The sequence below is a fragment of the Pseudomonas sp. Root329 genome (assembly GCF_001424925.1).
In the GTDB taxonomy this organism is placed as follows: domain Bacteria; phylum Pseudomonadota; class Gammaproteobacteria; order Pseudomonadales; family Pseudomonadaceae; genus Aquipseudomonas; species Aquipseudomonas arabinosi.
The window spans coordinates 141,951-162,564 of sequence record NZ_LMCV01000048.1; the positions used below are offsets into that span (position 1 = coordinate 141,951).

Genomic DNA, 20,614 nt, shown 5'->3' on the forward strand with positions numbered 1-20,614 from the left:
CGGAACTAAGCTCCAAATCCCCTATCTCAAAGACACTTCGCCATCCAGGCGGGCTCTGGTATTGGCCGCTTTCGAACCTCGAGCGGCACACGCCCTTTGAGATTTTGTGTCGATGGTCAATAAAAGCCTACAAGACTCATCCCTCCCGCAGTGGCCCGAGGCCGCGCAAACCCTGCTGGCGCTGATGCATGCACAAGGCGAAGTGGCGCGCCTGAGCGAACGCGAACAACTGTTCAGCGCTCTGCTGGTGAGCGTCAACGCGGTGCTTTGGGCCTTCGACTGGGAATCCCGTCGGGTGCTCTATGTCAGCCCCGCGTATGAACGGATTTTCGGCCGCTCCGCAGGCTTGTTGCTGTCCGACTACAACCAATGGCGCGACAGTATTTACCCCGATGATCTGGACTACGCCGAACGCAGCCTGGCCGAAGTACTGGTCAAAGGCGCCGATGAAGACCGCGAATACCGAATCATTGCCGCCGACGGCCAGGTCCGCTGGCTCAGTGACAAGTGCTTCATCAACCGTCAGGCCGAGCCGGGGCAACCGGTGATCATCGTCGGCATTGCCGAAGACATTACTGACAAGAAGCAGATGGAAACCGAGCTGCAACGCTTGGCCACCACCGACGTGCTGACCCAGAGCAGCAACCGCCGACACTTCTTCGACTGCGCCCACCGTGAATTCGAACAGGCACGGCACCAAGGCACGCCGCTGGCCTTCCTGCTGCTGGACATCGATGACTTCAAAGTCATCAACGATTCCTACGGCCATCAGGAAGGCGACAACGTGCTGCAACGACTCGCCGAGAGCGGCCGCGCGACGTTGCGTCGAGGTGATGTGTTCGGGCGAGTTGGCGGTGAGGAATTCGCAGCGGTGTTTCCCGGCTGTGCGCCAGACATGGCCATGCAAGTGGCCGAGCGCCTGCAACGGGAGATTCAGCGCTTAAGTTTCAGCCATGGCGACCAGACGTTCGGCATCACCGTCAGCCAGGGCCTGACCAGCCTCACCGCCGAGGACGAAAGCGTCGACAGCCTGTTTGCCCGCGCGGATGCGGCGATGTACCAAGCCAAACACCAGGGCAAGAACCGCATCGTCTCATCCTGAGCCCGAACTCAGGCACAACACAAATCCAATGTGGGAGCGGGCTTGCTCGCGAAGGCGGACTAACAGCCAACATGATGTTGAATGTGCCGGCCCCTTCGCGAGCAAGCCCGCTCCCACATTGAATGGCGGTGATTTTATTTCTTGCGCAGGCGCATCAATTCCGGCAACCCGATCTTGAGCAACCGCGCCGTCCGGCTCTTTGCCAGGTCCTCAATGCCCTCATGCTCGGTCAGTCGCGCCAGTTGCGCAGCCATGTTCATCACCAGCGCTTCGCGGGAGTAAACCCCGCCACCGAACTGGTAGACCGCCGCAATCAGCTCTCGCAGCTCCAGCGGCAGGCGCCAACGGGTGCGAAGCGCCGAACCATAAGCCGCGCCGAATTCGGCCAGCGCCTCGCCGACCTCCTCCCATTCATCCAGCTCACCACCGGCCTGCTTCCATTCCTGCAAACACCGCAACAGCGCAAGGTCGCCGAGGCGATGCAGCATGCCGGCGCAATAACAACGCTCCTGATCCAGATCCAGCAAGCGCGCCAGGGTCCGGCCATACTCGGCGGTGCGCAGCGACAGCTCCCAATAGCGTTCGGCATAGTCGGCCAGAAACGGATCGCTGAGTCGGGCACTGCGCTTGAGGGCCAGCCCCAGAATCAGGTTCATGCTTTGTCCGGTGCCGAGGCGGTGCAGCGCCTGGGACAGGGTTTGTACGGCGGCGCCATGGTGCTGGGCCGCGCTGTTGGCGGCGGCGATCAGCACAGCGGTGATTTGCGGATCGGTACGGATCTCGTCATGCAGCAGTGTCAGGTCGAGGCCATTGGGATTGAGGCTGCGCTTGACCGCCAACTGCACGTCAGTCATCAGCGGCGCACCGTCGGCCAGCTCACGTCGACGCTCCAGGTAAACCGCCAACGTCATGCCTGGCGACAGCGAAGGCGTTTCGCAAGACAGCTCTTCACCGGCGTTCAGCAGCAACTCCTGCAGGCGGTGGGTCAGGCTTTCCATGTTCAGGGGTTTGGTCAGGTACGCCGCAGGCGCCAGGGGCAAGACTTCGCGCACACTGGCACTGTCGTTGCGGCTGCTCATCAGAATGAACGGCAGGGGTGGATTGCGCTTGCGTTGGCGAACATTGCGCAAGACATTCAAACCATCGACGCCGGGCAGCTCCCAGTCGACGATCACCAGGTCGTAAGGATTTTCCGCCAACAGGTGCAGCGCTTCCTGACCATCGGCACACAGATCCAGCCGTGCGTCGCAGCGCACATTCAACAACACCTGCTTGAGCAGGTCGCGGGACCAGGGGTCGGCCTCGGCAATCAGCACACGCGGCGCAGCGGGTAACACCACAGCAGTCATTTACACACTCCAAAGTAGTGCTTGCACCTTAGTCAATGCTGGCCATTCGATACAGCGCATTTGCCATCGATGGGTTCCAGGGACACAAAAAAACCCGCCGAAGCGGGTTTTTTTGTCGATCAGTTCACAAATCGATCAGAGCTTGGAGATCACAGCTCGGAGAAGCACTCTTCGATGATCGCCAGACCTTTGTCCAGTTGCTCGTCCGGCGAAGTCAGCGGTACCAGGACGCGCAGAACGTTGCCGTATGTGCCGCAGGACAGCAGGATCAGACCCTTGTCGCGAGCCTTGGCCACAACGGCGGCTACCGCTGGAGCGTTCGGCTTGTGGCTGTCGCCATCAACGAACAGCTCGACCGCGATCATCGCACCCAGGGCACGGACTTCGCCGATCACCGGGTACTTGGCCTGAATGGCTTTCAAGCCAGTCACCAGACGCTCGCCGACAGCTTTGCAGCGGTCCAGCAGGTGCTCTTCTTCGAACACTTCCATCACGGCCAGGGCCGCGGCGCAAGCAATCGGGCTACCGGCGTAAGTACCGCCCAGGCCGCCTGGAGCAATGGCGTCCATGTATTCGGCCTTGCCGCAAACACCGGCCAACGGGAAGCCGCCAGCGATGGATTTGGCGAAGGTGGTCAGGTCGGCAGCAACGCCCATCTGTTCCATGGCGAAGAAGGTGCCGGTACGACCAGCGCCAGTTTGTACTTCGTCAGCGATCAGCAGGATGCCGTGCTGGTCACACAGAGCACGCAGGCGCTTCATGAACTCTTTAGGTGCAACGTAGAAACCACCTTCGCCCTGAACCGGCTCGATGATGATTGCCGCGATATCACGCGGTTCGGCGTCGTTCTTGAAGATGCGCTCGATGCTGGCGATCGAATCGTCGATGCTCACACCGTGCAGTTCGTTCGGGTACAGCGCGCGGAAGATGCCGCCTGGCATCAGGCCCATGCCGGCCGAGTAAGGCACGACTTTACCGGTCAGGCCCAGGGTCATCATGGTGCGACCGTGGTAAGCGCCGGTGAACGCGATCACGCCGGCACGGCCAGTGGCGGCACGGGCGATCTTGATGGCGTTTTCCACGGCTTCGGAGCCGGTGGTCACCAGCAGGGTTTTCTTGGCGAAATCACCCGGCACCTTGGCGTTGATTTTTTCGCACACTTCTACGTACGGTTCGTAAGCCAGTACCTGGAAGCACGTGTGGGTCAGCTTGTTCAGCTGCTCGGTCACGGCGGCGATGATTTTCGGGTGCACGTGGCCGGTGTTCAGCACGGCGATACCGCCGGCGAAGTCGATGAACTCGCGACCTTCAACGTCGGTTACGGTGGCGTTCTTCGCGGACTCGGCGAAGATTGGGTGAATCTGGCCAACACCGCGTGGTACAGCGGCTTCGCGGCGTTTCATCAGGGATGCGTTAGTCTTGCTCATAAAGTCCTCATTCACCGCTCATCGGGCGGCGTGGTTCAAGGAAAATGCGGCGGGGAGGCAACTACGGCAGCATGCGATGATCGACTGCCACAGCTTTCCCGGCCACAGAGAAAATTCCGTTTGTTGCACGCAAAGGGACAGCGCTCTCGTGCCCTTTGCGTTTGAAGCAATGCCTTGCCGGGCTTATCCCTTCGAGCTTAGATGCCCAGGCAGAGGTATTTGATTTCCAGGTAATCTTCGATGCCGTACTTGGAGCCTTCACGGCCCAGACCCGACGCCTTGATGCCGCCGAACGGCGCGACTTCGTTGGAGATCAACCCGGTGTTGACGCCGACCATGCCGTATTCCAGGGCTTCAGCCACACGGAACACACGACCCAGGTCGCGAGCATAGAAGTACGAAGCCAGACCGAACTCGGTGTCGTTGGACATCGCGATCACTTCGGCTTCGTCTTTGAAGCGGAACAGCGGAGCCAATGGACCGAAGGTTTCTTCCTTGGCCACGGCAGCGTTCTTCGGCACGTTGGTCAGGATGGTCGGCTCGAAGAAGTTGCCTTCCATGACCTTGCCACCCGCCAGAACGGTTGCGCCTTTGCTGATCGCGTCAGCAATGTGCTCTTGAACCTTGGCCACGGCTTTTTCGTCGATCAGCGGGCCAGTGGTGGTGCCTTCTTCCAGACCGTTACCGATCTTGAGTTTGGCCACGGCCACTTTCAGCTTCTCGGCGAACGCGTCGTAGACCGAATCCTGAATGTACAGACGGTTGGCGCAGACGCAGGTCTGGCCGTTGTTGCGGTATTTGGAAATGATCGCGCCTTCGACGGCCTTATCCAGGTCCGCGTCGTCGAACACAATGAACGGCGCGTTGCCGCCCAATTCCAGGGACACTTTCTTGATGTCCTTGGCGCATTCAGCCATCAGCTGACGACCGATTTCGGTCGAGCCAGTGAAGGACAGTTTGCGCACGATCGGGTTGCTGGTCAGCTCGCTGCCGATGTCGCCGGCGCTGCCGGACACCACGCTGAACACACCGGCTGGAATGCCGGCACGCTGGGCCAGTTCAGCCAAAGCGAATGCGGAAAACGGAGTTTGCGAAGCAGGCTTGAGCACCATGGTGCAACCGGCGGCCAGGGCCGGGCCGGCTTTACGGGTGATCATCGCGGCCGGGAAGTTCCACGGAGTGATCGCAGCGGTCACGCCGATTGGCTGCTTGATCACGATCAGGCGCTTGTCTGGCTGGTGGCCCGGAATCACGTCACCGTAGACGCGCTTGGCTTCTTCGGCGAACCACTCGATAAAGGAAGCGGCGTAAACGATTTCGCCCTTGGCTTCGGCCAATGGCTTGCCTTGTTCGAGGGTCATCAGGCGAGCCAGGTCGTCCTGGTTCTCGATGATCAGTTCGAACCAGCGACGCAGCTTGTTCGCACGGTCCTTGGCGGTCAGTGCACGCCAGGCCGGCAGCGCTTTGTCAGCGGCTTCGATTGCACGGCGGGTTTCGGCAGCGCCCATTTTCGGCACGGTGCCCAGAATTTCGCCCGTTGCCGGGTTGTTGACCTTGATCGTCTGACCATTGTCCGCATCAACCCAAGCGCCATCGATAAAGGCTTGCTGGCGGAACAACTGGGTGTCTTTAAGCTGCATGTCGGCTTTCCTTAACAGCACCGCGGCAAGCGCGGAGCGAATTATGATTGTAGAAAGGCGCCTTATAGGCTGCCGTCAGGGAAATCATTCACCGGGCTGAAGCACATAAATAGCGCACTGATTGAAACTCGTGCGGTTCAGCACCCAGACAAGAGCGTTTGAAATCTCAAACGAATCCTAGGATCAAAGGGGGTAAAGGACAATAGCCTGTTCGAAAAAAAGAACGAAAACGCCGCATTTGCCTAATTTTTCTGATCAACGTAGCAATAGCAGGTTACGCTTTGGAAAAACGCAGGCGATTCAGCAGCATGGACGCCCGCAGTGCATATGAGTATCATGGCGCCCGCATTGCACCAGTAGCTCAGCTGGATAGAGTACTGCCCTCCGAAGGCAGTGGTCGTGGGTTCGAATCCCGCCTGGTGCACCATACGTAGAAACGAGAAAGCCTCAGACCGCAGGGTCTGGGGCTTTTTTGTGGGCGTCATGAAATGAATAGAGCAGTTTTGTCTGAAACAAAAACTGACGACACCCAAGTTACCGAAGGTGGTGGATTTGTGGCTCGAGTGTTCAACTGTGTCAACGGCGTGGACCCTGTTCCAACCATCTCAATGACAAACCGGGGCTGATTGTGGAGCACCCAGATGATTGATCAAAAAGACAACGACCTTCCTTCTGCACCACAAGGCGAACTGCTGCTATTTCAAAGCGCTGATGGTCAGGTCCGCCTTGAATGTCGCTTCGGAGCCGATACGCTTTGGCTTTCCCAAGCGATGATCTGCGAGTTGTATGGTAAGGCCAAAGCCACCATCAGCGAGCACATCAGCCACATCCTCGCGGAGGGCGAGTTAGTGGAAGATTCAGTTGTTCGGTATTACCGAACAACTGCCGCTGACAACAAACCTTACAACGTCAAATACTTCAGCCTTCCGCTGATTCTCGCAGTGGGTTACCGAGTCCGCTCTAAACGCGGTACCCAGTTCCGTCAGTGGGCTACGCAGACTCTGCAGGAGTACCTGATCAAGGGTTTCGTGATGGATGACGAAAGGTTGAGAAATCCTCCTGTAGGACATTCACTGGTACCCGATTATTTCGACGAAATGTTGGAACGCATTCGCGATATTCGGGCCAGCGAGCGGCGGGTGTATTTAAGGGTAAGGGATATCTTCGCGATGGCTGCGGACTATGCGCCATCAAACAAAGAGACCACCGCGTTCTTCCAGATCATTCAAAATAAGCTTCATTTCGCCAGCACCGGACTGACGGCAGCCGAGATGATTGCTCATCGCGTTGACGCTACCAAGCTGAATTTGGGTTTGACGGGGTTCAAAGGGGATGAGGTGCGCAAAAGCGATGTCACAATCGCCAAGAATTACCTTAATCAAGAAGAAATCAGTGCGCTAAATCGCATCGTCACCATGTGGCTGGATTTCGCAGAAGATCAGGCATTGATGCGCAAGCAGGTTTTCCTACGGGACTGGCAGGAGAAGCTGGACCAATTTCTGGAATTCAACAGTCGTGAAGTTCTGCAAGGTGCGGGAAAGATCAGTAAACAGGAAGCTGAAGAAAAAGCGCGGGCGGAATATGAACGCTATGCCGAGCAGCGCCGGAGTCTGAAAGAAACGGAGGGTGAAGGTTTGGGTATTGAGGCACTACGCAGCATTTCACAAATAAATCGCCACTAAGATGTGGAAAACTCGACTTGATCTGACAGTCACAACAGGAAACCCGGTAACTGTCAGACCGGGCCGCCTGAGCGCACACAAAAAACCGCCGAAGCGGTTTTTTCATTCAGTCGTCCAATCAAACTCGTCGTAATCATCATCGTCTTCTTCATCCTCGATCAACTCATCATCAAGAACGTCTTCCTCAAACGCTTCCTCTGCCTGCTTCGCCAGCAGAAACTCCTTACGACTCTCAGTAACAGCCCGCCGTAATTCCTGACCCTTCACCGGGCAGTTGAGCATTTGGGCGATGCGGTCGATTTTTTTCGCCATGGCTACCTCCAACGCATCGGCTATAGGCCGATAGTGCGCGCTTTCGGGCGTCGATGCCAAATGACTGACTGCCCTGCCTCTCAGTTTTTCTGCAAATCCTTGAGTCTGGCCGTGAGATTTTCCTTGGGAAAGCGTTTGTGCAATGTCGCCATCAGGTCAGCGGCCGCTTGAGCCTGACCAGCCTTTTGCAGGCGGATCACTTCCCTTAATTGATCGTCGATAAACTTTGCTGGAGCTATCGCCGAGCGTTTGCTGACCTTCGCTTCGTCAGCCATTTCAGCGCTGATCGATTCGCTCTGCGCGGGGGCGGAAAAATCGGCCATTGGCGCCGCAGGCGCGGGGGCGGACATTGCGCCGGCCGGGGCAGCCAGCGAGCGAGCAACCGAAGGTGATACCTCGGCGGCTTCTTTTTTGGCAACCGGTGCAGACACTTTGGGGGCCGGGGCAAAGTCGTAACTCGGCAGCTGCTCCTCCGTGCGTTGCACCAGTGCAAGCATCAGGGCCACGCCGACGAGGCTGGCAAATGCAACCTGCCAACGGGGTTTCTGGCAGGCCTGGACCCAGCGTTTCCACAGACCTGGCTTCTGCACAGGGGCTTCACGGTGTGCGGCAGCCAGGAGGAACGCGTCGAGATGAGCCGGTGGTTCGCTAGTCGCGTGTTCACGATAGTGCTTCAACACTTCGTCTTCTGGCGTAGGACGGGCGTCAGTCATGTCAGTACCTCCTCGGCCAGCAGCCGACGCAGTTTTTGCTGGGCGTAGCGCAAGCGGCTTTTGACGGTTTCCAGCGGTGTTTCGGTGAGGGTGGCGATCTGTGGCAGGTCGAGATCGCCATGGGCGCGCAGCAGGAACACTTCGCGCTGGTCCGCGGGCAGGTTTTGCAGGGCCGCTTCGAGGCGCTGGTTGTCGCGGCTCAGGCTCAGCAGTTGTTCGGGATCGGCTGCGTCATCGCTCAGCGCGTGGATCTGTTCGTCATAGCTGTCATGCAAGGGGTTGTGGATTCCGTGTTTGCGCCAGTGATCGATCAGGCGGTTGCGGGCAATCTGATAAAGCCAGGTACGAAAATTCGCCCGGCCTTGTGGCTGACTGGTGCTGCGGATCAGGCTCAGCCAGGTGTCCTGGTAAACCTCTTCGGCCAGCTCGGACTTGCCGCTCAGGCCGAGCAGGAATCGGTAGAGCCCTTGGCGGTGACGGGCGTACAGAATCTCGAACGCCGGCCCGTCGCCTGCGCGATAACGGGCCAGCAGCGATTCGTCGCTCGATTCAGGAGCAGACATTTCAGTTGTAGCCTCCTTTAAGCGGCTCACTGTTCGAGGCGGTCGTGGTTCGCAGACTTTGCGCCAACTCCACCAATTGCACGAACTCTGCCCGCAGACCAAATCGATCCTCGCCCCGCGCACCGCGAGCCAAAGCCTCGGTGTCCTTCATGCTGAAATCATCGGTATAACGCCCGTCCTTGAGCTGCTGGGAAAACGCCGCGACGGCCGCCGCAAATCGCAGGTCTTCACTGGCTGGCGCAGCACTGTCAGTGATCGGCCGCTCGATCAAGCGACTGTTCCCACCTTCGGGCAACTGATATCGCACGCGCAGCATGGCCATTTCCCCAGATTTCCCGGAAGCAACTGCCCCGGAGTTGCCATACCGCAGCGGCTCCAACCAGCCCTTCTCGCCCTTGGGCACAATTTCGTACAACGCCGTCACCGTATGTCCTGCGCCGATTTCACCGGCGTCGACCTTGTCGTTGCTGAAGTCTTCACGTTTCAACGCGCGATTCTCATACCCCAACAGCCGATATTCGCTGACCTGCGCCGGGTTGAACTCCACTTGCAGCTTCACGTTTTTCGCCACGACCGCGAGGGTCGAGCCGAGCTGATCCACCAGCACCTTGCGCGCCTCGCGCAAGTTGTCGATGTAGGCGTAGTTACCGTCGCCGGCATCGGCCAACTGTTCCATCAGGTGTTCATTGTAGTTATCCACACCAAACCCCAACGTGGTCAGGGAAACGCCGGTCTTGCGTTTATCCACAGCCATTTGCTTGAGGCTGTCGAAGTCGCTGATGCCGACGTTGAAGTCACCGTCGGTGGCCAGCAGGATGCGGTTGATGCCCTTGGGAATAAACGCCTGCTGCGCCATCTGATAGGCCAGTTCGATACCTGACGCCCCAGCGGTTGAACCGCCGGCGGTCAGTTGATCGATGGCGGTACGAATCTTCGCTTTGTCGCGTCCGGAGGTCGGCTCCAGCACCACACGCGAATCACCGGCATAAACGACCAATGAAACCCGGTCCTGCTCGCGCAATTGATCGACCAGCAATTTCAGGGTGCTTTTGACCAGCGGCAAACCCTCGCGTCGGTCCATCGAGCCGGACACGTCCACCAAAAACACCAGGTTCGCCGGGGCCAGCTCCGCCACCGCGCGGTCCGAGGCCTTGATGCCGATGCGCAGCAATCGGGTATGCGGGTTCCACGGCGACGGCGCCAGCTCTGTGGTTACGCCGAAGGGCGAGCCATCGGTAGGCAATGCGTAATCGTAGGGAAAGTAATTGACCATTTCCTCCAGTCGCACCGCACCTTCCGGTGGCAGGCGCCCTTGATTGAGCAAGCGGCGGACGTTGGCGTAAGCACCGGTGTCGACGTCGGCGCTGAAGGTCGAGACGGGCGCTTCGGCCACGCTGTGAATCGGGTTATCCGCCAGCGCTTGATACTGCTCCCGCTGCTCATCCCGATATCCCTGCGGATACGCTTCGCCCGCTGGCATCGGTGCATAGCTTGCAGTCGGTGCAGGGTGAACGCTGCGCTTGGCCATCGAAGTGTCTGCCATGACAGCCTCGCTGCGCACCACGACTTCAGCCGGCAGCGCACCTTGAACCGGTGGCGCAACCGAGGCGGAATCAGACTTGGATGAAACGCCGCAACCGGCAATGGCCAGCAGCAACCCGGCGGCGAAACCCTGGGCGGCCGGGCGGAGGAAATGCAGAGGGAGGGACATGGGGGCTGACCTCAGGAGGAAATTGATCCATTCATCCTCTGAGACGGACAGCCCGACAGGTTCGGGTTAAACCGCAGTGAAAAGAATCTTCAGCGGTGATAACGCCGCACTACGCTGCTGTTTCTCAGCACATGGTCTTTGATCTTTTCCAGTAGCTGTGCGCGGGTAAGGCCAGCAGGCAAGGCGTCCGGTGCCAGGTCCAGGGCATAAATCTGGATGATGTAGTGGTGCGCGCTATCGCCGACCGGAGGGCAAGGGCCGACATAAGTCGTGGTGCCTTTGACGTTCGTGCCTCCGACGCCTTCAAGGGCGGATTTGGCGCCGACACCGGCCGGGATCTGGTGGGTGGTCGGTTTGATGCCGTAATGCACCCAGTGATCGACGCCCTGGCCTTTCGCACCATCGGGGTCATGCATGACGATTGCGTAACTGAGGGTACCCGCCGGACCGGCGTTCCAGTTCAAGGCCGGTGACTGGTTGTGCCCACCACAATTGGGCGCATCGCTGGCGGCGACCGAGGTAAACAGTCGATCGTCGGTGACACCTGGGATGTTCAGGGTGAAACGCTCCTGGGCCTGCGCCGGAAATTGCACGCAAAGGGCGACTGCAACGGCCGCCAGCCAAGGGTTCAGAGAGGTCAATCGGGTCATACCGGAGCACCTTGTGCGGGTGGGGCCGTCGTCGGCGTGCAAACTATAGCCGGACCGTTCATTCCGTGGCAGTGGGAATTGGCTGAACCTCCATATAAGCGCCAAACTCTTAAGTGAAACGCTTGCCTGGAGAGTGATCATGGCACTGCACCGTGTCGCCCGTTTCGCCGATGTGTCCGAAAACCGGGGCCTTGAGGTTCAGATCGCAGACACGAAAATTGTCCTGCTGCGGGTGGGCGATCAACTACGCGCCTTTCAGGGCGAATGCCCCCATGCCGGAGCGCCGCTGGCCGACGGCGCTCTGTGCCACGGACGTTTGATCTGCCCGTGGCACAAGGCTGCGTATCGGATCGAGGACGGTGCGCTGTGCGAACCGCCGGCCCTGGACAGCCTCAAGCGCTATCCGCTGGAAGTGCGCGATGGCGAGGTCTGGGTCGACGATCAGCCGATGCCCGACGCTCACACCCCACCGGCGGACGACGAGCGAACCTTTGTGATCATCGGTGCCGGTGCAGCAGGCACGGCGTGCGCGGCGGCGTTGCGCGAAAAGGGCTTCGGTGGCCGGGTGCTGTTGATCGACCGTGAAACCGACGCCGGTTACGACCGCACGGTATTAAGCAAATTCGTGATTGCCGGGGAGATGCCGCCGGAAGAAGTCCCGCCGCTGCGTGATGAAAATTTTTACCGCGAACAGCGCATTGAGCGAATAAACGCTGAAGTGACGAGCCTGGACGCCGCGAACAAGACGTTGCGCCTGGCTGATGGTCAATCGCTGAGCTACGACGCTGCCCTGCTCGCCACCGGCGGCACACCCAATCCGCTGACGCTGCCTGGCGCCGACCTGCCGCAGGTGTTCGTGTTGCGTTCGAAGGATCAGGCGCAGGGGATTCTGGGCTCGGCAAAACCAGGCCAACGAGCGGTGATCATCGGCGACAGTTTTATTGCCATGGAATCCGCGTCCTCCCTGCGTCAATACGGCCTGGACGTCACCGTGCTGGCCCGTCACGCCGTGCCTTTTGCCAAACAGTTTGGCGATGCCGTCGGCAAATCGATTCGTGCCCTGCACGAGGCCAACGGCGTGGTGTTTCATACGGATGGCAACGCAACGCACATCGAAGGAAGCGCCAAGGTCGAAGCGGTGCGCCTGGACAACGGTCAACGTTTACCGGCGGATCTGGTGTTGGTCGGCATTGGCGTCAGCCCGGCAACTGGCGCATTTACCGGCCTTCCCCTGGAAAAGGACCAGTCGCTGAAGGTCGATGGCGGGATGCGCGTGACCGATGGGCTTTGGGCCGCCGGCGATATCGCGACCTTCCCGCTCAACGGCCAGCCCCAACGGATCGAACATTGGCGCCTGGCGCAGCAACAGGCACGGATCGCGGCGATGAACATGCTCGGCGGCGACGAGCATTACCTCGACGTCCCCTATTTCTGGACTTGGCACTTCGGTAAAAACTACGACTACCTTGGACACGCCGCGACCTGGGATGAGGTCGAGTTCAAAGGCGACCCTGACCATCCACCCTTTATCGGCCTGTTCGGCAAGGATGGATTGGTGGTCGCCGCGGTGGCATGCGATGAAGAACGTGCAATAGCGCTACTCGCCGAACGGATGAAACAGCCGTTGCCGGTGGATGAGGCGTGGCGGCTGATTCGGGATCTGAATTAACGGGATGAGGGAGTCCTTCGGCCTCCAGCGGGAGCAAGCTCCCTCGCCACAAGCCAGACAACAAAACGCCCGGCGTCTGCGTTGCGCAGAGGCCGGGCGTCGGTCTGTAAGCCCTGGTTTTACTCGACGGCGACATTACCGCCGAGTTTGCTCATGACAAACCCGACAAACTCTTCGACGGTCATCTTCTGGCCGTTGAATTCCACCTGATTATTGGCGTAGTGCAGTTTGGCGACGATGTTGTTGTCTTCCAGTTTTGCCAACTGCGTGCCGACTGCCATGCTGCCAAACATGTCGGCGGTGGCGGTGGCCTGATCGGCGATGAGCTTGGCGTCGGTCTGACCGTCGATTTGCGACTGCACGCTCAGCAGGTCAACGAGCATTGGCTTGGACACTTTCACGTTGACGTCCAGCAGCGCGATCAGTTGTTGGGTCAACTGGTCTGGCGGCAGGTCCATGGATTGAGGTTTGGTCAGGTCGAGCACCAGGTTGGCGCGGCTTTCGCCATTGGCGGTGTTGAACGACAGATTCTCCAGCGCGACCTGCGGGCCGGCGGCCAGCAGTTTCTCCAGGCCGGTTTTGACCTGCGCCTCTTCGGCCGGAGTCAGGATCAATTCTGGCGCCGGTTGACCCGCAGCCACGGCCTCAGCGGCGGCCCTCTCGTACGGTTGCAGTTTGGTCTGGTAAATCTGCATCAACGACATTGTTGCCGGGATGTCGAGGTTCTTCAGGCTCATGGCCATCTGCGCAGAGCCGACCGTCTTGCCGTTCAGGCTCACCTCACCCACCTTGTAATCGGCACGCCCCGAAGCGCTGGTGCCGGATTCCTCGGTCTGGTTCTTCATTTCAAATTTCTTGAAACCCAAGACCGACTGCTTGGCGCCGAAGGTGGTCTTGCTGTCGGTCAGCTCGACGGTGTTCTCGCCGGTGTAGTAGCCGTAGGTACTTTTTGTCAGGTTGCTGGCCAGGGTCAGGCCGTTCAGTTCGACCTTCACCGGCGTCTGGTCTTCAGCGACCGTGCTCAGGGTCAGGCTGTCCATGTAACCGTCGGCCTTGACCTTCTGCGCTTGAGCGCTGGCGGCGACATCGAGGTTCAGCCCGGAGAATTTCAGGTTGGACTTGTCGTCAAGCGCCACGTCCAGCGGCAGCAATTGCAGGGTGCCGTTGGTGGCATTGTCGTAACCGATGTTGACCACGCCCGTGAGTGGCGATTTGTCCTTGGCAGCGACGAACCATTTTTCGGTGGTCGGGGTTCTTTCCAGTTCGTAGTGACTGGTGGCCAGGACCGGCAGCCACTTCAGCGACACCAGGCGCGAAAACGGCAGCGGACCGTGCTCGACGCGATCGACGAACAGCAGTTCGACCGGGGCCTCGCCGAACATCTCACCTTCGCCCTTGAGGCGGTAGTGCGCGGTGCTGCTGAACACATGGCGCTCCAGCGATACCAGTTCCAGCGACGCCGTGCCGTTGGAACCGACCAGCGCGGCTTGCAGCTCTTTGTTGGCGTCGGCGATCGAGGTGTTCAGCACGCCTTCGAGTTTGGTGCCGGTGTACCAGGCACCGCCGGCGCTGATTGCACCGATGGCAACGACGATTCCAAGAAGCACGCCTGCTGATTTATTCATGAATGACCCGATCAATGTCCGTTGTTTGAAGTGTGGTCGTCTTCCCTGAACCCATGACGGGTTGCGGTCACGACTGCGTTAAAAGTGCGATGGAGATTAGCATCAGGCGCACCGGGCGACCCAATGATTAAAGGTTAAAGAGTGTCTATGGAATGCCGCTGCTTGTGGACAACTGGCAAGGGGTGAGAGTTTCAGCGCTCATTAGATCGCCTTCGCGAGCAGGCTCGCTCCCACAGGGTGTTGTGATCGACACATAACCCATGTGGGAGCGAGCCTGCTCGCGAAGGCGTCAGTACAGGCAACATCAACTCAGGAATACTGAACCTCGATCTCATCAAGCTGATGATCAAAGCTCTTGAGCCGTGCGGTCCATGTATAGACCAGCACTTCGAAGTCGCGATTGATCACCGCCGTGCCGCTTGGGGATTCCGAGCGCGGGTCGCAGAAGTCCAGTTGATAACGTTCGCGGGCCATGGCGGTGGCGACATCGGAAAGTTCCCTGGCGTTATTGAGCCAGTGCCAGCCTTCCTCGGACACTTGCTTGTCCAGCGCCTGGCATTGTTTTTTCAGGGTTTCGAGGCTTTTTTCCAGCGGTGTGCCGGTGAGTTCGCCCATGACTTCCTGGAACGTACGCCCCGGTTGCCAATAACTGCCCCAGAAATACCGATCGAACACCGTTTCGACACGACGCAGCGCGACCTTGGTGTCCCAGATCAGCACCAGGGTCTTGCCTTGTTCGAGTTGCCTTTTTTTGATGCGCGCGCCCTGGACTGAAGCCCAGGCCACCACCACGATTGCCATCACGGCAATCAGTGCCGTGGCGCTGTCGAGGAACACCAGTGCCTTGTCGATCTGGTGGGCCAGCATGATGCCGTAGAAATAAGTGGCCGATAGCAACACCAATGCCGCAATAGCGCACCAGAAGCCGGGAGCATAAGGGTTTTTCATTATTGGAATCCCCATGACCAACGCGAGCCTTGATTGATGAGTTCGACGCGCGACCTCATCAAATCAAAGCATAGCAACGGCCTCAGGGTTTGCCGGAGTTCGTGCCTTGCGTTCGTCCGCTTTCCCAGCCGCCACCCAAGGCCAGGAACAAATCGATCTGGCTGATGGCAACCTGCGTGCTGGCGGAAGCCAGTTGCGCCCGCACGTCGGTGTAGGTGCGGGTCGCTTGCAAGTCCGCCAGGAACGACGCGCGGCCGGCCTGGAAGAAGCGGTGAGTCTGATCTGCCGCCAGTTGCGCCGATTGTTCGGCGTCGGCCAGCGCGTCGCGCCGCTGCAGCAACGCGGAGTACTGGGCCAGGCCGGTCTGGGTCTCGCGGATGGCGTTGAGCACCACGCCATCGAAATGCGCCAGCGCGCCTTGGGTCGTTGCTTCAGCCTCGCGGATTCGCGCCCGGGAGCCGTTGGACGGCACGGTCCAGGTCAGTAACGGCCCGAAGCCCCAGCGATTGGTCGCCGGTTTGCCGAGGTTTTCCAGGATACCGACGGTACCGACGGTCGCGCCGATGCTGATGTCCGGGTACAACTCGCCGGTGGCGATGCCGATGCCGGCGGTCGACGCCGCCAATCGACGCTCGGCCTGTCGCACATCGGGACGGCGTTTGAGCAAGGTGGCGCCGTCACCGACCGGCAACAATTGCGCAATCTTTGGCAGCTCCGCGCAGCGGTCGGTGCCGGATGGCAGTTGATCCAGTGGTTTGGCCAGCAGCATCGACAACCGGAACAACCCGGCCTGCCGCGCCGCCTCATAACGCGGCATGTCGGCGCGCAAGGATTTGAATTGGGTTTGCGAGCGGGTCACCTGGGTCTCATCACCGCGCCCGGCGTCACGCAGACGCTGGATCAGCGTGGTGCTCTGGGCTTGCAGGTCGAGGGAATGCTGGGCGATTTCCTGCTCTTCGTTGGCTGCGCAGATTTGGGTGTAGGCCCGGACCACATCGGCTACCAAGGTGATTCTTGCGGTATCGGCTGCGGCTTGAGTCGCATCGGCATTAGCCTTGGCCGCCTCGATGCCGCGCTGCAACGTGCCAAACAGGTCGAACTGATACGAGGTGGTAATGCCAATGTCGCCGACGTTGGCCACCGGCACTTTCTCCGGCAGCAGGAATGCTTCGCCGGACTCCTGCAAACGCTGGGCGCCCATCTTCACCCCGCCGCTCCAGCCACCGGCCGCTTGAGCTTCATCGACCTGTGCGCGGGCTCGGGAAAGGTTCGCCGCCGTCACGCGTAAATCAGTGTTGGAGGCCATGGCCTGCTGGACCAATTGATCGAGGCGCGGATCCTGATACAAGCGCCACCAATCGCTGGGCACCGGTGCCGAGACGACATTTTTGCCGTTCACCGCCAAGTCGCCCTGCAAGTCTTCACGGTGCACGGCGGCCTCGTCCGGCACGTGATAATCCGGCCCGACCACCTGGCAGGCCGACAGCAACAGGCCTAACCCGGCGATAGCCAAACCCGAGGCCCTGCTCATTTCGCGGGCTCCTGGGTTTGATCGTCAATGATCGACACCGTGGCAGTACGCCCGGCAATCATGCGGAAATCCGCCGGCACGTCGTCGAAGGCGATCCGCACCGGAATCCGCTGGGCCAGCCGCACCCAACTGAACGCCGGGTTGACGTTGGGCAGCAGGTTGCTGCCGCTGCTGCGGTCGCGGTCTTCAATGCCGGCGACGATGCTTTCCACGTGCCCGCGCAGGCGAGCGCGGTCGCCGATCACCCGAATATCGACGCTCTGGCCGACATGAATGCCGTCCAGTTTGGTTTCTTCAAAATAACCGTCGATGTGAAATGAATTGCTGTCCACCACCGACAACACCGGACGCCCGGCGGTAACGAATTCCTGATTGCGCGGTGCACGGTCGTTGACGTAGCCATCCACCGGGCTGCGGATGGTCGAGCGGTCGAGGTTGAGCTGGGCGCTGTCCACCGCCACCTGAGCTTCCATCAGCGCCACCTCGGCGCGGGCCACCCGGGACTGGCTCTCTTCCAGTTGCTCGCCCGGCACCAGATTGCCGAGGCCACGGTTACGCTTGGCTTCGCGTTGCGCCTGCGCCAGGGTTTCCTGACGGTCGGCGACCGTTGCCTTGGCCTGACGCAGGGCCAGTTTGAAACGGTCCTGATCAATGCTGAACAACACCTGGCCACGTTTGACTAATTGGTTGTCACGCACGTCGACCCGCTGGATCAGCCCGGACACGTCCGGCGCGATCTGCACGATGTCGGCGCGAATGTGGCCGTCCCGGGTCCAGGGCGCGAACATGTAATACATCACCATGCGCCAGACCACGACAACGGCGAAGGTCACGATCAGCAGGGTCAGCACCACGCGACCGATGGTCAAAAAAGGTTTTTTCATGTCATCAGGTATCGACTGAGTGAGTCCACGGCGCCGAGCAGCACAGCGTAGAGAGCCACGTTAAACAATGCCCGGTGCCAGACCAGACGGTAAAAGTGCAGACGCGTCAGCAACCCGTGCACCAGCAGGAACAACACGTACGTAATGCCCATCAGCACCAGCAGCGTGGGCAGGAACACCCCGCTGATATCCAGATCACCGATCATAAAGGCGCTCCATCGATGCCATGGGGAAGCGGTTCTTCGAGCTCGCCGGTGCCGACGAATTCCACCCCTGGCAGCAGCGACAGACGTAGGCCGCTCAGGGCGTGCAGCAAATGCAGACGCGCACCTTCATCGCATTCCGTGTTGAGGGCACGGCGGGTGCGATCCAGGGTCATCAACAACGGACTCGGTGCCGGCAAACGTTCGCCAGCCTTGAGGCAGGCCTTGAAATACTCGCCAACCTCGGCCACCACCTGATGCAGCAGCATTTGCGGTACGCCGAGTACTCGCGGTGTATAGGCGAGCAAATCCAGCAGGTTCAGCGCCACGCGCACTTCCCGCAGGGCGATGCCCGTGTCCTGGCCGGCCATGGCCAGGCGGGGCAAATGCTGCATCAGACGATCGAGCATCTGCACACCCAAATGCCGGTGTTCAGACAACGTGGCCGGCTCGGTCAGGCTGACAATGTCGCGCCAGCTGAAACGGGTCAGGCGCTTGGCCGCCAGTTCGGAACCGAACGGCCGGGCGATCAGGGTCCAGACGAAGGCGAACAACAAACCCACGGGGCCGGCGAGGTTGGAGTTGGCGAAACTGAGGAAATCTGCGTCGTAGGCGCCCTGAATGCTGATGAAGGATGAGGTGTTGACCAGGGTCAGCAGCATGCCCAGATAGAACTGTGGCTTGACCGTCAGGGTGCCGATGCAAATAAACGGCACGGCAAACGCCAGCACCAGCATCGGGAAGTCATGCAGGTTGGGCAGGACCAGAAACAGATAAAGACTGGCGAACAATACCGACATCGCCGTCCAGAAAAAGAATCGGTAGATCTGCGGCGCCGGGTCGTCCATCGAGGCGAAAAAGCTGCACGCCACCGCCGCCAGAATCACCGCGGCGCCACCGTCGGTCCAGCCGAGCAGAATCCACAGCACCGAAGCAACAATGATGGCGGTGACGGTGGACGCCGCCGAATAGAGCATCAGCCCACGGTCGAGAAACGGCGACAGCCGACCCAGCCGCCAGTGCCGATAGACCGCGCGCCAGCTGTCCTGGCTTTCGCACTGGATGGCGTACTGCAGGCTGCGGCAGTCCTGCCACACATCGATCCACTCGCCAAGGCGATACAGGGCGTTGGAGAAAAGCAACTGCTTGCGATCATCCAACGCTTCGGCGGACGGTTGCAGGGCTTCGAGTTGGTCTTTCAGCGTCTGCCAGCGGGTGAGGTCGGCGTCTTTGTGGCCGAGCCATTCGGTGGTCGCGGCCAGCAGCGGCGCGAACTTATCCACAAGCTCGGGCGTGCGCCGCTCAAGGGCATAGAGCGCGTCGTCGAGGGCGTCGATCACTGGCAGCAGGTGAATCATGCGGCCGCGCAGTTCCTTGGTGTTGCGCACCGTTTGCGGCCGTGCGCCTTCGTGTGGGAGCTGGCCGATCATCAATTCCAGCGTGTTAAAGGTCGCGACCATCGAGGAGCGCAACGCGCTGACTTCGTCCGGCTGCACGTTGCGGCTGAGGAAATGCAGGCTGTAAGTCGAGGCATCGGCAAACCATTTGTTCACCGAATCATTGAACACCGGCGCCAGCCGCCGGGGCCAGAACATGGCGCCAACCACCGCCGCTACGGCGATGCCGAGGAAGATCTCTTCCGTCCGCGCTTCGGCCACGTCCCACACCCCCAACGGGTTATCCACCACCGGCAGAGCGATCAGCGGCAAGGTGTAACCGGCGAGCATCAGGGCGTAACTGTTGGCCGTGCGCAGGTGCAGCGACAGAAACAACAGAATCCCGGTCCACAGCGCGATGACCACCACCAGCACATAGGGGCTCTGGACAAACATCGGCACGAAAAAAACCGCGGCGGCGGCACCGAGAAGGGTGCCGACTGCGCGGTACAGCGCCTTGGAACTGGTAGGGCCGACAAACGGACTGGAAACGATGTAGACCGTGGCCATCGCCCAATACGGCCGGGGCATTTGCATGAGCATGGCGATGTACAACGCGATCATCGATGCCGCGAACGTTCGCACACCGTAGAACCAGTCCCGCGCCGGGGGCATGCCGGTAAAAAATCCGCTCAAGGGTTGATCACCGGCAGATGATTGGCCGATTCAAAAGCCCTCAGTACCCGCAACGCTGCTTCCAGATCACGCTGATCGATCCCTTCGAGCACTTCATGGCGCAAACGCACCAGCTCGATTTCGACGGCTTGCACCAACTCACGACCCGTCTCGGTCAGGCTCAGGCATTTGGCGCGACGGTCATGGGCGTCTTCGGTACGGCAGACATAACCGGCATGACACAACTGATCCAGCAGACGCACCAGGGACGGACTCTCCATCCCGGCCGCCTGCGCCACCGTCACCTGCCGCACACCCTCGCCCAAACGCCCGATCATCAACAACGGAACGGCGCAGGCTTCGGAGATTCCATAGTTGACCAGCGTGGTCTGACAGATCTTCCGCCAATGCCTGGCGGCCACCACCATGGAGCTGCTGATGTTCATCTGGAGAGCGTCGAGGTTCTTCGGCACGAGGGGAAACACACACTGTTAGTTTGCTAACTATCAATATGGCATTTGAGGGGAAAGCTGGTCAAGTTTTGAAACAATTCT

Annotated in this window: 18 protein-coding genes and 1 tRNA gene; 4 read left to right on the forward strand and 15 right to left on the reverse strand. The window is 59.9% G+C overall.

Annotated features, from left to right (window positions below; translation table 11 throughout):
- Positions 1-112 precede the first annotated feature (112 nt).
- Positions 113-1,102, forward strand: coding sequence for a GGDEF domain-containing protein (locus ASC74_RS27380; RefSeq protein ID WP_056745678.1), 990 nt, complete (start codon positions 113-115; stop codon positions 1,100-1,102).
- A 134-nt stretch (positions 1,103-1,236) separates the two neighbouring features.
- On the opposite strand, the gene ASC74_RS27385 is transcribed toward ASC74_RS27380, so the two are convergent.
- The 3 genes from ASC74_RS27385 to gabD form a co-directional block, all read right to left on the reverse strand.
- Positions 1,237-2,451 carry a response regulator gene (locus ASC74_RS27385; RefSeq protein WP_056745680.1) on the reverse strand — a complete coding sequence of 405 codons (1,215 nt, stop codon included), beginning with the start codon at positions 2,449-2,451 and terminating at the stop codon, positions 1,237-1,239.
- Between the two features lie 149 nt (positions 2,452-2,600).
- Complete coding sequence (gene gabT / locus ASC74_RS27390; protein ID WP_056745682.1) at positions 2,601-3,878, reverse strand: 4-aminobutyrate--2-oxoglutarate transaminase; 1,278 nt, start codon at positions 3,876-3,878, stop codon at positions 2,601-2,603.
- Positions 3,879-4,075: 197 nt separating this feature from the next.
- On the reverse strand, positions 4,076-5,518 hold the full coding sequence (gene gabD / locus ASC74_RS27395; protein ID WP_008148203.1) for an NADP-dependent succinate-semialdehyde dehydrogenase: 1,443 nt from the start codon (positions 5,516-5,518) through the stop codon (positions 4,076-4,078).
- 350 nt (positions 5,519-5,868) lie between these two features.
- Here gabD and ASC74_RS27400 point away from each other — a divergent pair.
- Together ASC74_RS27400 and ASC74_RS27405 are read left to right on the forward strand one after the other, a co-directional pair.
- Positions 5,869-5,945, forward strand: a tRNA-Arg gene (locus ASC74_RS27400).
- Between the two features lie 214 nt (positions 5,946-6,159).
- Positions 6,160-7,200 (forward strand): virulence RhuM family protein, encoded by a 1,041-nt coding sequence (locus tag ASC74_RS27405; RefSeq protein ID WP_056745684.1) that lies wholly within the window; start codon positions 6,160-6,162, stop codon positions 7,198-7,200.
- A gap of 102 nt (positions 7,201-7,302) precedes the next feature.
- Here ASC74_RS27405 and ASC74_RS27410 read toward each other — a convergent pair whose 3' ends face one another.
- The 5 genes from ASC74_RS27410 to ASC74_RS27430 all read right to left on the reverse strand — a co-directional run bounded on the left by ASC74_RS27410 (position 7,303) and on the right by ASC74_RS27430 (position 11,149).
- A complete protein-coding gene (locus tag ASC74_RS27410; RefSeq protein WP_236713357.1) occupies positions 7,303-7,572 on the reverse strand; it encodes a hypothetical protein in 270 nt (89 codons plus the stop codon).
- A 20-nt stretch (positions 7,573-7,592) separates the two neighbouring features.
- Positions 7,593-8,225: a hypothetical protein gene (locus tag ASC74_RS27415; protein WP_056745688.1), complete on the reverse strand. Its 633-nt coding sequence runs from the start codon at positions 8,223-8,225 to the stop codon at positions 7,593-7,595.
- Positions 8,222-8,788: an RNA polymerase sigma factor gene (locus ASC74_RS27420; RefSeq protein ID WP_056745690.1), complete on the reverse strand. Its 567-nt coding sequence runs from the start codon at positions 8,786-8,788 to the stop codon at positions 8,222-8,224. Before ASC74_RS27420 ends, ASC74_RS27415 begins: the two co-directional genes overlap by 4 nt.
- Position 8,789: 1 nt before the next feature.
- A complete protein-coding gene (locus ASC74_RS27425; RefSeq protein ID WP_056745692.1) occupies positions 8,790-10,499 on the reverse strand; it encodes a vWA domain-containing protein in 1,710 nt (569 codons plus the stop codon).
- Between the two features lie 89 nt (positions 10,500-10,588).
- Entirely contained in the window at positions 10,589-11,149 is a 561-nt protein-coding gene (locus ASC74_RS27430) for a YbhB/YbcL family Raf kinase inhibitor-like protein (protein WP_056745694.1), read from the reverse strand.
- Positions 11,150-11,288: 139 nt separating this feature from the next.
- On the opposite strand from ASC74_RS27430, the gene ASC74_RS27435 reads away from it, so the two are divergent.
- Complete coding sequence (locus ASC74_RS27435; RefSeq protein WP_056745695.1) at positions 11,289-12,818, forward strand: apoptosis inducing factor family protein; 1,530 nt, start codon at positions 11,289-11,291, stop codon at positions 12,816-12,818.
- A gap of 119 nt (positions 12,819-12,937) precedes the next feature.
- Here ASC74_RS27435 and ASC74_RS27440 read toward each other — a convergent pair whose 3' ends face one another.
- The 7 genes from ASC74_RS27440 to ASC74_RS27470 all read right to left on the reverse strand — a co-directional run bounded on the left by ASC74_RS27440 (position 12,938) and on the right by ASC74_RS27470 (position 20,506).
- Positions 12,938-14,443: a YdgA family protein gene (locus ASC74_RS27440; protein WP_056745697.1), complete on the reverse strand. Its 1,506-nt coding sequence runs from the start codon at positions 14,441-14,443 to the stop codon at positions 12,938-12,940.
- Positions 14,444-14,752: 309 nt separating this feature from the next.
- Complete coding sequence (locus tag ASC74_RS27445; RefSeq protein ID WP_056745699.1) at positions 14,753-15,391, reverse strand: hypothetical protein; 639 nt, start codon at positions 15,389-15,391, stop codon at positions 14,753-14,755.
- An 82-nt stretch (positions 15,392-15,473) separates the two neighbouring features.
- Positions 15,474-16,922: an efflux transporter outer membrane subunit gene (locus tag ASC74_RS27450; protein WP_056745701.1), complete on the reverse strand. Its 1,449-nt coding sequence runs from the start codon at positions 16,920-16,922 to the stop codon at positions 15,474-15,476.
- Complete coding sequence (locus ASC74_RS27455; protein ID WP_056745704.1) at positions 16,919-17,806, reverse strand: efflux RND transporter periplasmic adaptor subunit; 888 nt, start codon at positions 17,804-17,806, stop codon at positions 16,919-16,921. The genes ASC74_RS27450 and ASC74_RS27455 overlap by 4 nt, the downstream gene beginning before the upstream one ends.
- The gene (locus ASC74_RS27460) at positions 17,803-18,012 is read right to left on the reverse strand and encodes a DUF1656 domain-containing protein (protein WP_033058629.1); all 210 of its coding nucleotides are present in this window, start codon (positions 18,010-18,012) and stop codon (positions 17,803-17,805) included. The genes ASC74_RS27455 and ASC74_RS27460 overlap by 4 nt, the downstream gene beginning before the upstream one ends.
- Positions 18,009-20,081: an FUSC family protein gene (locus tag ASC74_RS27465; protein ID WP_056745706.1), complete on the reverse strand. Its 2,073-nt coding sequence runs from the start codon at positions 20,079-20,081 to the stop codon at positions 18,009-18,011. The genes ASC74_RS27460 and ASC74_RS27465 overlap by 4 nt, the downstream gene beginning before the upstream one ends.
- A complete protein-coding gene (locus tag ASC74_RS27470; protein WP_056745708.1) occupies positions 20,078-20,506 on the reverse strand; it encodes a MarR family winged helix-turn-helix transcriptional regulator in 429 nt (142 codons plus the stop codon). The genes ASC74_RS27465 and ASC74_RS27470 overlap by 4 nt, the downstream gene beginning before the upstream one ends.
- Between the last annotated feature and the right edge of the window lie 108 nt (positions 20,507-20,614).

Coding starts and splice junctions, on each gene's coding strand:
- ASC74_RS27425 (WP_056745692.1), bottom strand. CDS start 10,499: ATGTCCCTCCCTCTGCATTTCCTCCGCCCGGCCGCCCAGGGTTTCGCC.
- ASC74_RS27450 (WP_056745701.1), bottom strand. CDS start 16,922: ATGAGCAGGGCCTCGGGTTTGGCTATCGCCGGGTTAGGCCTGTTGCTG.
- ASC74_RS27460 (WP_033058629.1), bottom strand. CDS start 18,012: ATGATCGGTGATCTGGATATCAGCGGGGTGTTCCTGCCCACGCTGCTG.
- gabT (WP_056745682.1), bottom strand. CDS start 3,878: ATGAGCAAGACTAACGCATCCCTGATGAAACGCCGCGAAGCCGCTGTA.
- ASC74_RS27405 (WP_056745684.1), top strand. CDS start 6,160: ATGATTGATCAAAAAGACAACGACCTTCCTTCTGCACCACAAGGCGAA.
- ASC74_RS27415 (WP_056745688.1), bottom strand. CDS start 8,225: ATGACTGACGCCCGTCCTACGCCAGAAGACGAAGTGTTGAAGCACTAT.
- ASC74_RS27385 (WP_056745680.1), bottom strand. CDS start 2,451: ATGACTGCTGTGGTGTTACCCGCTGCGCCGCGTGTGCTGATTGCCGAG.
- ASC74_RS27440 (WP_056745697.1), bottom strand. CDS start 14,443: ATGAATAAATCAGCAGGCGTGCTTCTTGGAATCGTCGTTGCCATCGGT.
- ASC74_RS27420 (WP_056745690.1), bottom strand. CDS start 8,788: ATGTCTGCTCCTGAATCGAGCGACGAATCGCTGCTGGCCCGTTATCGC.
- ASC74_RS27445 (WP_056745699.1), bottom strand. CDS start 15,391: ATGAAAAACCCTTATGCTCCCGGCTTCTGGTGCGCTATTGCGGCATTG.
- ASC74_RS27470 (WP_056745708.1), bottom strand. CDS start 20,506: ATGAACATCAGCAGCTCCATGGTGGTGGCCGCCAGGCATTGGCGGAAG.
- ASC74_RS27435 (WP_056745695.1), top strand. CDS start 11,289: ATGGCACTGCACCGTGTCGCCCGTTTCGCCGATGTGTCCGAAAACCGG.
- ASC74_RS27380 (WP_056745678.1), top strand. CDS start 113: ATGGTCAATAAAAGCCTACAAGACTCATCCCTCCCGCAGTGGCCCGAG.
- ASC74_RS27430 (WP_056745694.1), bottom strand. CDS start 11,149: ATGACCCGATTGACCTCTCTGAACCCTTGGCTGGCGGCCGTTGCAGTC.
- ASC74_RS27455 (WP_056745704.1), bottom strand. CDS start 17,806: ATGAAAAAACCTTTTTTGACCATCGGTCGCGTGGTGCTGACCCTGCTG.
- gabD (WP_008148203.1), bottom strand. CDS start 5,518: ATGCAGCTTAAAGACACCCAGTTGTTCCGCCAGCAAGCCTTTATCGAT.